Origin of the sequence: Capnocytophaga sputigena (genome assembly GCF_900446695.1) — a bacterium.
GTDB lineage: Bacteria > Bacteroidota > Bacteroidia > Flavobacteriales > Flavobacteriaceae > Capnocytophaga > Capnocytophaga sputigena.
Genome location: NZ_UAVP01000008.1, coordinates 251814 through 267062 on the forward strand (window position 1 = coordinate 251814; position 15249 = coordinate 267062).

At 40.2% G+C, this 15249-nt stretch carries 8 protein-coding genes; all 8 read right to left on the bottom strand.

The annotated features are described in order from the left end of the window. Positions 1 to 132 precede the first annotated feature (132 nt). On the bottom strand, positions 133 to 981 hold the full coding sequence (locus tag DR017_RS07655) for a hypothetical protein (protein WP_002677639.1): 849 nt from the start codon (positions 979 to 981) through the stop codon (positions 133 to 135). 221 nt (positions 982 to 1202) lie between these two features. Continuing rightward, positions 1203 to 2111, bottom strand: a complete 909-nt coding sequence (locus tag DR017_RS07660; protein WP_002677959.1) for a hypothetical protein — start codon at positions 2109 to 2111, stop codon at positions 1203 to 1205. Positions 2112 to 2200: 89 nt separating this feature from the next. After that, entirely contained in the window at positions 2201 to 3076 is an 876-nt protein-coding gene (locus tag DR017_RS07665; protein ID WP_002677852.1) for a hypothetical protein, read from the bottom strand. 173 nt (positions 3077 to 3249) lie between these two features. Then, the gene (locus tag DR017_RS07670; protein ID WP_002677697.1) at positions 3250 to 4995 is read right to left on the bottom strand and encodes a TonB-dependent receptor; all 1746 of its coding nucleotides are present in this window, start codon (positions 4993 to 4995) and stop codon (positions 3250 to 3252) included. A 65-nt stretch (positions 4996 to 5060) separates the two neighbouring features. Then, the gene (locus tag DR017_RS07675; RefSeq protein WP_002677967.1) at positions 5061 to 8066 is read right to left on the bottom strand and encodes a tetratricopeptide repeat protein; all 3006 of its coding nucleotides are present in this window, start codon (positions 8064 to 8066) and stop codon (positions 5061 to 5063) included. A 139-nt stretch (positions 8067 to 8205) separates the two neighbouring features. Then, positions 8206 to 12174, bottom strand: a complete 3969-nt coding sequence (locus DR017_RS07680; protein WP_002677834.1) for a glycoside hydrolase family 2 TIM barrel-domain containing protein — start codon at positions 12172 to 12174, stop codon at positions 8206 to 8208. A 495-nt stretch (positions 12175 to 12669) separates the two neighbouring features. Next, on the bottom strand, positions 12670 to 13665 hold the full coding sequence (locus tag DR017_RS07685; RefSeq protein ID WP_002677982.1) for a SusE domain-containing protein: 996 nt from the start codon (positions 13663 to 13665) through the stop codon (positions 12670 to 12672). Between the two features lie 14 nt (positions 13666 to 13679). Further along, positions 13680 to 15248 carry a RagB/SusD family nutrient uptake outer membrane protein gene (locus DR017_RS07690; RefSeq protein ID WP_002677925.1) on the bottom strand — a complete coding sequence of 523 codons (1569 nt, stop codon included), beginning with the start codon at positions 15246 to 15248 and terminating at the stop codon, positions 13680 to 13682. Between the last annotated feature and the right edge of the window lies 1 nt (position 15249).

Below are 15249 nucleotides of genomic sequence, written 5' to 3' on the forward strand. Positions count from 1 at the left end.
TTTAGCAATTTTAGGGGATAGGTATTAGGGGTTAGGTGTCAGGGGGGATATAAAAAAACTTTGCCAAAGGTGCGAGCTGTACAGCGGGGAACTTTGGCAAAGTTTGTAAGGGTTTTAATTGTTAGTCTGTTTTTAGTAAGTAAGGGTAAAGGTTTGCGTACGATTATCAATAGATTTAAGTACTATTTGAGTAGGTTTTTGCTCGTTGTTGTACTGATATTCACGTACTAAAGGACTTGTTTTAGGAAAATTCTTTTGTGTAGTATATGCAAAGAATTTCTCATAATAGTAATTCACTTGGCGTGCTCCTACTGAAATAGGTTCTTCGGCTACCCATCTGAAAGCGGGGTGTGCATTGTAGTTTTTACCAGTAGTGTAAGTAGCTGTTTGGGTATAACCATAAGCAACAGTTTTCACTACATTTCCATTGGTATCAAGGGTATAAGTATTAGAAAATGAACCTCCGTGTGCAAAAGATGTGTTTTCTTTTACTACATTGCCTTCGTACTGATAAGTAGTACTTCTCACTGTACCTTGACCATCTTTTACGATAGTAGCTATTTTACCATCGTTGTTATAGGTAAAGGTTTGAGTAACTACATCTGCTAATTGGGTATCGATGATACGTTCTACTTGTTTTTTATCGTTATAAAAAAGCTCAAAGGTATGAGCGCCAAGATTGTTTAGCACTGTTACTTTACTAAGATAAAGAGCATTATCGTAATCGAAGTTTACGGTTTCGGAAGTAGTGCCGTTTACCCAAGTTACTTTAGTAAGGAGTTTGCGAGCATCAACAGTATGGGTAACAGTTTCGGTATTACCAGCACCACGATCAATTACTATAGTTTTAGGATAATCGATATTTACAACGTAAGGGCTTGCTGCTGCGGGTGGTGCAGGAGGAGGCGTTGGGTCGTCGCTGTCTTTTTTGCAGGCTACAACAGTGAGTGCAGCAGCTGCTAATAGTAATAATTTCTTCATTTGTGAAATGTGTTTAAGTTAAAAAAGTAAGAGGCTGTCCTAAAAGTTTTTCTTGTAGGGGCGTTTACAAAACGCCCGTACATAGCATACTTTAAAAGTGATTGATTATCAAGTTTATAGACTTTGACAAAGGTTGTAGCACGACGAGCAATTAAAACTTTGGCGAAGTTTATGATGCAAAAGCGATTTTGAGACTTTTCGGACAGCCTCTGTGGGATGTTTTAGTAAGTGTATTTGATAGTAGCATAAACAGCACTATCTCCTCCACGTTTTTTAATTACTGTTTTAGGTTTATTACTTCCTTGTTTTTCAGTCACTTCATAAGTGAAAGAACCATCAGAAGTCAGTATATTTTTAGATGATTTTACAAATACATCCTGACTTCCATTTCCTAAGGTAAGATTGCTATGTCTTGTAAAGAGTTCTACCACTGTTGCCAAGCGGAAATATTCAAAATTGAAGTCATTTAATACAGTAGTGTCGTAAGAGTAAACGAAGTTACTTCCAAATGGTTCTGAGAGAGCTGTTGGGTTACCATTTTGATAAGTATAAGTATAGGTAGCATTATTTTGGTCTTTTACTACCAAAGAGTTATCTGTATAGGCAAAGGTAGCTGTCCATACCATACCTTCCCAACCTCCTACATCTCCTCTTGAGGTTTTAGAGGTAATGCGACCTTTATCGTCAACTACTACATCATAGTTATCGGACATACGATCGCGAGTACGTTTAAAGCTCACAAGTTTGTTGTTTTGATAGGTAAATTCAAACTCTACTTTATACAAATCAGTACGACCATTTTCTTTAGACTCATAAGTGTACTTCTTGAGGTTCTTACCATTATATTCTAATGTATAAGTTTGTGTAGCATTAGGAGAGACCACAGTCCAACCTTTTAGTACATTATTTTCTACATTAAAAGTAGTGGTACTTGTTTCTTGACCTGTAACTTCAATTTTCTTTACAAAACCTGCAGGTACTGGAGTAGGTACTTCGGTTTGGGCTCCGTTATTGCCGTTGCCATTACCATTTCCGTTGCCACCACCATTTGGAGGCGTTGGGTCGTCGCTGTCTTTTTTGCAGGCTACAACAGTGAGTGCAGCGGCTGCTAATAGTAATAATTTTTTCATTTGTGAAATGTGTTTAAGGGTTTAAAAAAATAGAAATTGTTCAAAAAAAGAGTTATTGAATAGCTTTTTTTTAGTTTCTTAGAGTTTAGTTAGTAAGTATAGAAAATTGTTGCATCAGGGTTAGTACCGTATTTTCTATTTACTTTTTTAGGTTTGTTACCTTGTTTTTCTACAACTTCATAATGCATTACGCCATTACTTGTTAAAAAGTTTTTAGAGGTTCTAACAAAGATGTCATCACTACCTAAAGTAATATCACTATGACGTACAAAAAGTTGTGCTATATATATCCAACGGAAATACTCAAAATTAAGATCGTTAACAAGGGTTTTATCATAAGTAAGAACTCTGTTATTTCTATATGAATCTTGCAATCTTACTACATTACCATCTTCATAAGTGTAAGTATAAGTACTTCCATCTGTAGGATCTTTAACAACTAAAGTATTGGCTGAGTAAGTGAAAGTAGCTGTCCAAGTGTTACCAGCGTCCCAACCATCAGTAGGATTCAATACAAGATGTTTAGAAGTAATGCGGTTTTGATCGTCTACTGTAATATTGAAAACATCTTTTTTGCCATCACGAACTTTTTCAATTTTCGTAAGTTTGTTGTTTTCATACAAGAAGTTGAATTTAGTAACGATATTTCCTCTACTAGCACTATTCTCAGCTGAGGTATAAGTACTTAATTGAGCACCTTTGTACTCTAAAGTATGGGTGTAAATATCTCCATTAGAGATTACTTCAGTCCACTCTTTTAATACATTGTTCTCTACATTGTAAGTAGTAGTTTTAGTACGAGTTCCATCAGTAGATACTTCCTGAATACTTTTTACAAAACCTGCGGGCACTTCTACTGGTTTTTGATTTCCCCCACCATCAGGGGTTGGCGTTGGTTCGTCGCTGTCTTTTTTACAGGCTACAACAGTGAGTGCAGCGGCTGCTAATAGTAATAATTTCTTCATACGTGTGTAAGTTTTATAATTAAACGAGGCAAAAGTAACGTTTATTTTTTATACCGCGTGTTAAATAAAAGTTAAATCTATCGTTTTTTTATATTGAGCGATAAAAAAACTTTGCCAAAGTTACGGGCTGTGTAGGCTCGAAACTTTGGCAAAGTATGTGATTTTGTTACTTGTTATTCTCCTAATTTAAAGATGTATTTGATTCCTGCAAAGGCTTGGATGCTTTGCGATGGGTAATACACCCAATTTTCGTGACGCTGACCAGTGAGGTTGTTGGCTTTTAGGAATACTTGCCAATTCTTATTAAAGGTATAATCGATATGGAAGTTCAAATCTAAGTAACCACTAAGGTTGATTTTCTCGGGCAAGGCACTTCCTATTTGATAATCGAGGTCTTCACGTGCACCGGTATAGAACAAATCTATCCCTGTGAAGAGATTGGGCAGGATTTTGAAATCGGTGTAGAGGGATACGCGTACGTTAGGGAGATTCCAAGCGGTTTTGTCGCGCTGGGTACGGGCTTTGTAGTTGTTGTACTGACCGGTAAAATTGAAAGTAACAATATCCTTCAAATTACCACCTATTCCTGCTAAGAACTCGAAATCGCTCACCTCATCGTACAACAAGTTGAAAGAGTTGTAGTACTGATAAGGGAGAGCTTCAACTCCCAACAAAGGTCGCTCGCTATTGGTGGTGAAGAGAGGCATTTCTTTATACTGGCGGTAACTACCTTTTAAGCGGTATTGCAAATCACTACCTACCTTACCATTTACCCCTACAAAGCCATCTACTTGTACATTGGTAGGTTTAATTTCTTGCATAGGTGCAAGATACGGATTGGCTTTGGTGAGTTTCTCAACAGTGTTTTGCTGCATACCTCCGCGTACTCCTGCGTGCAATATAGCGCTATCGGTAAGGTTGTAAGAAGCTTCTACATCGGGGTAGGCTTTGAACTTACTATCTACTGATTTATTAGCATCTACATACATTAACGACACTCCTAATTTTACATTGAGGTTATCTACTACCAACTGGTAAGAAGGATTTACCCCAAAGAGCATCCAGCGGTTATCCATATCATTGATAAGATTGTACTTACGTGTAAAACTACCATCGTAGTAATCTACGAGTACATTGGCATTGACTTTTTGTTCATCGGTAAGGGGCACTTCAAACGAAGGTTGTGCTTTCACGTTGATTTCCTTGCTTTGGAAATGATCGGAAAGTCCGCGAATAGCGAAATCTAAGCCTTTGAAATAAGGATTTGACCATTGCAAATAAGCAGCTAATCCGTAATCAAAATAGATTTGGTTTACCTCATCTACCTTGCCACGCAATTCGGCATTAGTGAAAGTGTTTTTGCGGATTCCATACCAGTTGTGCAAACGTCTGCCTACATCGGCATTTATGCCCCATAACACATCTTGACTTTGGTAGTCGTAACGCAACTCAGCTGAAGAGTTTGAATAGTTCATCTCAGGAATTACCTCATCGGCATCATCAGAAGATGAGAGGTGGTTGAGCAAGAAAGAAACACGCCCATTGTCGTTCACTTGGTAATTGAGATTCGCATCGGCATAGAAAGTGTTGAGCATTCCTAAACCACCTGCAATATACGAGTTTTGATAATCTTCGCGCACTATTTTCTGCTTGATAGCTGCTGCACGTCCTTTATCAGGTACAAAAGTAGAGGCTACTGGCACAGAATAGATAGTATAGTTTATCTTTTTCTTTTTTATTGTAAGCGAATCTTTAATTTTGGCATCTTCGCGTTTTTTATCGGCATCGGCGATGGTAGGAGCATACGACTTTACCACATCTACCACCTTGGTAGTGAGGCTGTCTTTACGGCTTTGAGCTACTACTGAAGAAGAAGCTAAAGCTAAAAGCATAAGTGCTATATATGTAATTTTGTTCATTTTTTGTTTGTTTTATATTGTTGTTGCTATCGGACGAGTCGGACGGGGCAGATTGCTATTCGTCCCTACTTTACTGATGAGTTGCTTTTTGCAGCTTCGGCTTTTACAGCGGCGAGTTCTTTTTTAGCTTCGGCTACTACTTCAGGGAACTCTTTGAAGTTTTTCAGTACGCTTTCCAAGATGTAAGAGGCTTGGTAAGCATCGTTAAGTCCGCGGAAGTTCTTAGCCATTACGATGAGGCTCTTAGCAGCAAATTCTTTATGTCCGCCGTAATCTTTAGCGATTTTTTGTACGACCTCATTAGAGGCTTTATAATTACCTTCTTTATTTTTGAAATAAGCATCGTAGTACAAGGCTTCGGCAGCGAGACTACCGGTAGCTGTTTTCTGTACTTCTTGGTAATACTTACGCGCCTGATCGTCGTTACCCGCTTGCGTATAAGCACGGGCGAGCACTATGTAAGCATCGTTTTTGATGCGGGTATCGATAGATTTTTCTTCTAATACTTTATTGGCATATTCTATTGCTTTGTCGTACAATTTCTCGTTGTAGCACACGCGCATTAGGTTGCTTTGAGCATAAGTTCTATTCTGTGCAATGGTAGCCGTTTTCTCAAGTTCTTCGAGGTAAGGTTTGGCTTTGAGGTAGCTACCTGCGTCGAGCAATATTTGGCACACGCGAGTAAGGGCTTGTTCGCCATATTCGTTAGAACCGCTTTTAGATACATTTTCATAGTGGGTAAGCGCTTTGGCTTTTTGTCCGCTATTGAAATAGAGTTGCCCCAAGTAGAACTCGGCATTAGTGCGGCGTAGTCCATTAGGGAAATCTTTGAGGTATTTCTCGAAAGCAGCAATAGCTTCTTTGCTGTTGTTTTGCAAATATTGGCGTTCAGCAGCTTCATAAGATGCACCTTCCAACTCAAGGTCGGTTACCTCAACATAACCTAAACTCTTCGCCCAAGCAGCATATTCGCTCACTTTGCCCATATCTACATAGATAAGTTTAGCTGAAGCCACCGCTTGTGAAGCCTCGTTCGTATTAGGATAGTCCTTAGCAATGGTTTTGAAAAGGGTAAGCGCTTTTTGGTCTTCCCCTTTATTGTAATACACTAAACCTTCGCGCAACATTGCACGAGGCACAAGCACATTGCCTTTGTATTCCTTGATAAGTTGCTGATAGTACTGCACTCCTTTTTCGGTAGATCCTTTTGTTACATAGGCATTTGCCAACTCAAACAAGGCATTAGGGCGCAAGTTAGAACCTTTGTAGTTCTTAACAAAACGCTCTAAATCTTCAATTTTGCTAGGCAATCGGTCTACAAAACCGTAACTAATTGCTTTTTGGTAAGCTGCATAATCTTGGTCGGCTGATTTTTCTTCTATCAGCTTGTTGTAGCCCTCCATTGCAGGCCAGTATTTTCCGGTTACGAAATACGAATCGGCTAAGCGAAGCATCGCATCGTGTTTCCAAACATTATCTTTAGGGTTCTGTTTGAGATATTTCTCAAAATTGACGATAGCCGTAGCGTAGTTGTGCTGATTGAATTGTGAGTATGCTAATCCGTAGTAGCCTTTGCTGTATTCTTCGGTTTTGGCAGCTGCTGGATTGTTCACAAACTGAGTGAAGTAAGTTTCAGCTCCTTTGTAATCTTTTAGCTGATAAGCCGATTCTCCTGCCCAATAAGAAGCACGCGCTGAAAGGCTTCCGCTGCCAGCAATAGCTTTGGTGAGATACTGCAAAGCATCGGTGTATTGAAGTTCGTTGAAGAGTTCCAAACCACGATAGAAAGCTACTTTTTTGTAGGTTTCTTTATCTTTAGGGTCATTGGATTTTTCTAACAGACTGATAGCTGCTTGGTAGTTACCTGAGGAAATGTACGAATCTACCAAAAGCGACTGAATTTCTTCTTTGTTGTCGTTAGGATAGGCTTGTGCGTAGGCTTGCAACACGCTAGGCACACTTTCGTAAGGGTTCCCTATTTCATAACTAAGGCGGGCGTAGTTCAAATGTGCATCTTTTTTGATCTGCTTATCGAAATCCATTTGAGAGGCATTGCGGAAAGCGTTGAGTGCCTGCTGCTTTTGGTCGGTTTTGAGGTAACATTCGGCTAAGTGATAATAAGCATTTTGCGCTACATTGTCGTTTCCACCTACAATTTTGTTAAATTGTTCGATAGCAGCCTTGTAGTCGTTATTTTTATAGAAAGCATAGCCTAAATAGTAATAATCGGTATTAGAGAATTTACCTTTTTTACCTTTGTATTTTTGCAAATAAGGGATTGCTTCTTTATATTTTTTCTGATTGAAGTAACTTTCGCCTATAATCTTGTTGAGTTCTGATATTTCTTGAGCGCTCTTGGTTTTGGCGAGTTGTTTTTGTCCTTCTTCTATAGCCTCGTCGTAAAGGGCTTGTTTGAAGTACATATTAGCTTGGAAGTAGGATACATTTTTGCTGAGAGTCGCATCGTCTTGGACTTCGCGGAAGTAACTTTCGGCTTTTGCGTAATCATCGGAGTCATAGGCTATATACCCTAAATAATACTTGGCATTATCGGCATATAGAGGGTTGTTCTGCACCGACTCGAAATAGGGTTTCGACTCGGCTTGTTTGCCCGTATGGAAGAGACAGTAACCTTTTTGGAAGTTGAAACGCGCTTTCTCCTCACTGGATACTCCTAACTCATCAATAGCGTTGTACCACTCCAAAGCCTCGGCATAATTTCCTTGCTGGAAATAGAGGTTAGCCATTTGCAGGTAAGCCTCGCTGCTCATAGGTGACTCGGGGTGATTGACGATAAAGTTGTTCACTAAAGCATCAGCGCCATCTTGGTTGAGCAGTGCCGCAATAGTGGCTACGTAGTACTCACTTTGGGTACGGATAGCCTTATCGGGATTGGCAGTTTGCTCTTTGCGGAAGAGGTTTTGCGCCGGCTCATACAATTTGCGGTTGTAGAGTTCTACCGCTTTTTGGTATTGCGATTGAGGGTTGGTAATGATTTCGGTTTCTTGTGCCCATAAACACTGACCGAAAGTCATCATCAGTGAGAGCACCGAAAAAAGTGTTTTTTTCATAATGTTTTACTGTTTAAATATTAGGAAAAAGGAAATAGATGCGGCAAAGATAGTAATAATTTGGGAATTAGGCAAATTAGGGGGCAGGTGTTAGGTGTTAGGTTTCAGGGGTTAGGGGTTAGCTGAACTATTGCTGAATTTACTTGTCAATTAAAATCTGTAGTTCTGCGCCACTTACATAGTCTTGTCCGTATTGTTCGCTTAGGGCGGTGAATCGCAGGTAGCGAGCTTTTACGGGTTTGGCGAAAATGGCTTTTTGCGGACTACCGTCTTTTAACGGAAAAGTACCTTTGTGGACTTCTTCCCAATGTTGTCCATCGTTACTTACCGACACACTAAAATCCTTTACATCACCGGTTTTGTACTCATCACTACGCGGCAAGTAACTGATGCCCGTTACAAGGATTTCTTTCATCAGGTCAAAATCGACCCAATGAGGGTATTTTGCCACTGTAATGCTATAAGCACTGTGCCATATTGTGCTAGGATCATTGTCAATCAGGTGAGTAGCTTCGCCTAAATCTACCTCTTCACTACTAGCAAAAATTACTTTCATCGGTATGCCTTTGGTTTTCTCTAAGCCTGTAGGGAAAGTTGGTGCGGGAGTACTAGGGGTTACTTGTGCTTGTGCAGCTATTTTTTCATTTTCATCAGTTGCTGAAGTGCTGAATTCTATAGGGCGTATGATAAAACCGAAATGCGTAGGACTTGCCATTACTCTATCGCGAACGAGCGGAGTGGGACCACAGCTGTTGCCGCCTACGCCCGTAGCACCAGTGCTGATTTGCAAATAAGTAGCATCGGACTCAGGTAATTGGTAAGGATGCCCTGCCAAAGTGAGTTGCTGAGGTGAGTGAGCTAAAGCTGAAAAATCCATTGTAGGATTGGCTACCAATAGCACTCCTGTTTTGTTATCATCGTTTTTAAGGGCTACCCAACGCGTATCTTGATGATGCCCCATATCCTGCGGCTTAGGAAAAGAAGAACCACCTTCTGGAAGCGGAAAAGTTACCTCATCATTGTATATTCCTACAAAAGCCCCCGTTTTTCTATCGGAATAGTTGTCTTGAGGTCCTCGACCATAGTAAGTGGTATGTTTGAATTGTTTGGGCAACTTGAGCTGATAGCCTATTTGTGGCAATACAGCTGTAGGTTCGTTCGATGCAATAGCCGCTTGCAGTTCAATAGAGCCATCGGGGTAGACGGTGAACACTTGGTTGGTAACGAAGCGGAAATTGTCGTTATCAAAAGGTCTATCTGTAAACTCCTTGATTTGATGATCGGCAGCACTGGGTTTACCTACGAGTTGCGCCCCATTAGGCGCTTGTGATTGTACGGTGAAAGCAAAGCTATAACTGCCATTGGCGTTTTTGGTTACTTTGTGCGATAAGGCTTTGTGTTTCAAGTTGTGCAATCCTTTGTTAAACCATTGTTGGTACGCCCATACATCGTTGTTTACAAAAGCGCGAAAAGCATTGAGTTGAAAATTGCTATTTTCTACAATAGTCTGTTTGCCGTATTGCAATTTGGCAATGGTGCCTTTTTCTAAATCGAATTGCACGGAGAAGTCTTTACCAACAATTGTATTTTTGCGTTTGCTATATTGTAATTTATCACCTTGAGCTACTGAAGCAATGCTTGGGTAATTACTTGCTGCTTGCAATAAAAATTGCTCTTGGGCTATAGGTTCTTCTTTTTCTGCCGACCAAGGTTGTTGATTTTGATAAAAACTAAAGTTGATATAATACTCAGCCCCAGATTCTAACGGAGAGTGTTCTATAACATAGACGTTCTCCTCTCTGATGATTCTTTCCCAAATAAGAGATTTAGCCAATTGTTGCAAACTGAGGTCATAGAAATGTCCTTCAGGTTCAATGTTTTGTATGCTAAAGTTGCCTTGTTGCACTTCTTTACCATTTTTGAACAATTGCCATTTTCCTTTTCCTTGTTCTATATAGGTGAAATAGTTTTTGTTGCGCAACTGAAAAGCCGTTTTTTGCAAGTTACTTTGGTTTTTATAATCTACAGGAGGGCAATACTGAGGTTTGTAAGCCTCTTTCAATCGTTCTATAGGGAAGCGTTTTACAGCTACATTCTGATACACTTTTTTCACTTCGGCGAGTTGGGGTTTCGGTTTGCGATCGGCGAAAATAATTCCGTTCATCACAAACTGACCGTCGTTAGGGTAATCGCCGAAATCACCTCCATAGCCTTCATAACGCTTGCCATCTTTTGTATAATGATAGATTGATTGGTCTACCCAATCCCAAATAGCACCTCCACAGATGTATTTGCTACTATCAATCGCTTCCCAATAATCGGCGAGATTGCCGAGAGCATTACCCATAGAGTGAGCATATTCCGAGATATGGAAAGGGTATTTGATATTCAGCTCACCAGTAGCAGCTTTCTCTACCCACGCCACTGATGGATATTGATTAGAGCCCATATCCACAATGTCGTTATTGCGTTCGTACTGCACAGGGCGGCTTTTATCAATGGTTTTCAAGTGGTCGTAAGCTACTTTGAAGTTGTTGCCAGGTCCTGCTTCATTACCGAGAGACCATATTACGATAGAAGGCGCGTTGTAAGTCGCTTCAACCATTTCGGTTACACGGGCAACGTGTGCATTTTCCCATTCTTTGGGGTGAGAGAGCGACTCCTTGCCGTAGTAGTACTCGTGAGACTCGATATTGGCTTCATTTTCTAAATAGATACCGTACTTGTCGCAGAGGTAGAACCAGTAAGGATCAGGGGGATAGTGAGAGTTACGCACGTGGTTGATGTTGTTGCGTTTCATCAAGAAGATTTCGTCTTTCATCTGCTCGTGAGTGAGTGTGTGCCCTTGTGCGGGGTGTGTTTCGTGACGATTTACGCCTTTGAGTTTGATTACCTGACCATTGAGATAATAGGCTTTATTTTGGATATCCACCTTTCTAAAACCAAAGTACGATGAAACTGTTTCAACCACTTTGCCTTTTTTATCTAATAATTGAGCAACTAACACATAGCGATAAGGCGCTTCGGCTGACCACATACGCACGTTTTTCCAATCTTTTTGCAAGGAAGTTGTGGTAGCAAAACCTTTGGCATTTGCTTTAGGCAGTTTGGTTATCCACTGTTGTTCAGGAGAATCGCTCACTTCATCTTTGTACAAGTGTTTAGCAGGATAGACTGCATAGTGCAGTGAATAGCCTTCCACAGGTTGATTTGTGAGATTGCGCACTTCGGCTTTTACTTGTAAGTCCCACGTTTTGTAATCAGTATCAGTAAGGATATTCAAATTGAAGATTTGCACTTTAGGGGTTGCACGCAGGGCTACGGTTCTAAAAATCCCCGGTAAGCGGAACATATCTTGAGATTCGAGGAAAGAGCCATCGGAATTGCGGTACACTTCTACCGCTACTTTATTTTTACCTTTTTGAAGGTAGGGGGTAATATCAAAAGAGGCAACATTGCGAGAGTTTTTAGAGAAACCCACGTATTTGCCATTGATCCACAGATAGAAGAAAGAGTCTACCCCATCAAAATCAATAAAGATTTCGCGTCCATCCCAATTGTTAGGCACTTCAAACTCGCGCACATAGGAACCTACCTCATTGCGATATTCATAGGTTGTCCAATCAGTTGGAGGTGTGCGCATTACCCCTTTGCGCCAATCGTCGACCTTGCGTTCGTGGTAGAAAATCACGGGTTGGTTCACATAGATAGGCAAGCCGTATTTGAGAGAGCCATCTTTTTGGATACCATAGACATTCCAATTGGATGGTACGGGAATAGCGTCCCATTTTGAGGTATCGTAATCCGTTTTATAGAAATCTTTAGGGCGCTGGTCGGGGGTTTTGCACCAATGGAATCGCCATTGCCCATTGAGGGATTGCCAATAGGGAGAATACTCGGGCAATACTTGTGTAGCTTGTTTCTCGTTGTTGAACGAAAAGAAGTAGGCTCGCGGATATTCTTTATTAAGGGATAGGTTTTCGGGCGATTGCCACTCATCACCTGTAGGGGCAGCAGGGTTGCCATAAGCGAAGCCTGCTAAGGTTTTGTGTTGGGCAGTAGCTGAAATGGTAGCAGCTAATGTAAAGGCTAAAAAGTAGTTTTTCATTTGTTGTAAATTTTGGGAAAATCTATTGTTTTTTGGGAGGTTGAAAGCCCCCGACCCCCGAAGGGGGACTATCCACAAAGGTGAGTGTATATCAGTTGTGGGGGAGTATCCAAAATGTTTTTTGCGTGGGCGTTTGCAAAATGTTTTATATATGAGCGTTTGCAGCACATACCCAGCTATCGCTGGCTTTCCTACATAACATACTTTAAAAGTAATTGATTATCAAAGCAATCCATTTTGATAAAGTATGATAATTTGCTTTTTTAAACTCCCACGAATTACACGAATTTTCACGAAATTGGGAGTCCATAAAAGTCTTTATTTTTTATTATCTCACTAATTTTCACCTGACGGTGAATTATCTTGTGATTATATTACGATATAACGCTATAAATCAACATTCTGTTACATCGGTAGTAGTGAATAAAACAGCGAACTACTTGTGAGGAGTAGCTCGCTGTTTGTTAAAGTTCAGAAATTAAGTGAAAACTAAATTTATTTTTTAATGAGTTCGTAAGTACCTGTACCCGCTTCTTCGTCAAAAGAGAAATTGATATCGTAAGTACCAGCAGTAACAGGAATATTAGCACCACCACTCTTTAGGTTGCCATCGGAAACATATCCGTAGTTAGTACCCCAAGAGTTATTCAAACGGAATTTAATCTCACCGTTGCTAAGCACTACGTTTTTAGCTTCCCATTGGTCAAGCTGACCGTTATAGCTCATCACCACATCATCAGTATCTCCCCAACCTTTGGCACCATTACCTATGATACCCCAAGAGTATGCTTCCATTTTGTAAGTAAGAGCGGAAAGATTGATAGTAATACGAGTAGCACCAATAACAGAGGCTTCAATATCACTTCCACCAGTTACTAATTTACCTCCTGTGCCACCATAATTGGTACCCCAGTTATTATTAGTACGGAATTTAATTTTACCTGCTTTAAGAGTAGTATAGGCTACCAAATTGCCTCCTTGATTCCACATAGATACATCGGGACCATTCCAACCATTAGGTGTAGCATCACCTACAACTCCCCAAATAGAAGGAGAGAGAAGGGTTTGGTAAGAATTGATACTAATAGTATTTTCAGAGACACCTTTAGTTACTTGTTGTTCACCTACTAATACAGTAGAGGTAATTTTCACATCGGCGGCTTGCCCTACAGGGAGTTTCAAAGTACGAGCGATTCTATTGAGTTCGGCTACGGTATAGGTTACTTTATTAGAAGTAATTTTTTTAGTATCCGATTTAGAACCATACGAAAAAACCGTTTGATACTTCACTGGAGTATTCACACTTAGATTAGCATTATAGGTAATAGTAAGTGCTTCTTGGCTCGCGTTAGCTTCTTGTAAAACAAGGGTATTGCTTGATACTTGTGTAGTAAGTGTTACAGCACTTGTATCGAGAGTTGTTTTATCTTCTTTTTCACAGCCTGCTAATAATACTAACGATAGCAAGGCTAATTTAGTTATTTTTTTCATTGCTTATTCGGTTTTTAGTATCCAGTATTTTGTTTGATTACACCTCCTGATGACAATACTACGTTAGCAGGTATAGGATAGAGTTTGCGGAAGTTATCAACAGCTGCACCAGCTGCTACACCACCTTTGAAAGGCCATAAATACGTACCTTCTACAAATTGGTTATAACGAATCAAATCGGTACGGCGGAATCCTTCCCAATAAAGTTCACGAGCACGTTCATTAAGTATTTCATCGGTAGTAACAGCACCAAGTGTAGTTACTCCTGCACGAGAGCGCAATAGGTTTACATAAGTAAGTGCATTAGCTGTATTATTACCACTGCGCATAGCAGCTTCAGCATAGTTCAAGTATATTTCGGCTAAGCGTATAAGAGCTACATCGGTATCTACAAAGTCACCTGCAGGGTCTTTACCTTTTGCACCTGCTGAAGTGATGTTTTTGTACTTAGTAATAGCATAACCATGTTTGAAATTAGAGATAGAACTAATTTCGTATTCTTGACCATTGGTGAAGAACATTGCACGTGCATCTGTCCAAGCAGTAGGAGGGTTGTTTGTTCCGTTGAATTTTTGCACTAAAGATTTAGTAGTGCGAATACCAGCCCAACCGCTACCTACACCATAGTTTTGAGCTGACATAGCGCCTCCTATAGATGCATGTACTAAGAAAGTACTACCTGCCCAAGTTTTTGAGCTCAAACCATCGAAATTAGCGGTAAAGATATTTTCGTTTTGAGCGCCATTGGTATCGTTATCGGCTAAGAAAAGGTTTTTGTAATTAGGAGCTAAGCTATAACCAGAGTTGATTACCTTTGTAGCGTATTCCATACAATCAGCCCAACGAGGGGTACCTGTATACACTTCGGCATTGAGATATAGGCGAGATAACAAAGCCCAAGCAGCCGCTTTATCCACACGACCATATTCATTAGTTTTAGGAGCCTTGAGGTCGTTTTCGATAGCTTTGAGTTCACTTTCTATAAAAGCAAACACCTCTGCACGACTTTTGCGATCGGAAGTAGTAAGGTTATCTTTTACTTCGGTTATAATAGGTGTTGCCCCAAATAAATCCATTAAGTAATAATAGGCATAAGCACGAATAAAACGGGCTTCGGCAACTCCGTAGGTTTTCATTTCCTCAAACTGGCTATTTTGGTTAATTGAGATAAATGAATTAGCAAATGAAACGGTTTGTGCCAATCGGTAGTACATACCTTCAATGATACCATTGCTGGCAGTCCAGTTCATATTGTGAAAATCGGGCACACCTGGGTCGCTCCACGCTACTACGGCTTCATCTGTAGGGAGTTCTTGCATATAGAACAAGAGACGAGTGAACTGACTTGTTCCTTCATCTATCCCTTGTATATCAGGAGATCCCGAAGGTCCTTGTTGCCCTGTAAGAGCTAAAGAAGCGTATACTTTTGCTAAGGCTTGTTCTGCTTCATCTAAGTTTGATTTTACTGAATTTTCAGTTTTGCTATCGGGGTCGATAGAAGGGTCTTGGTCTAAGTCTTTCAAACAACTGCTAAGTGATAAAGCTGCTGCCAATCCCCATATTTTGATATAATTACTTTTCATA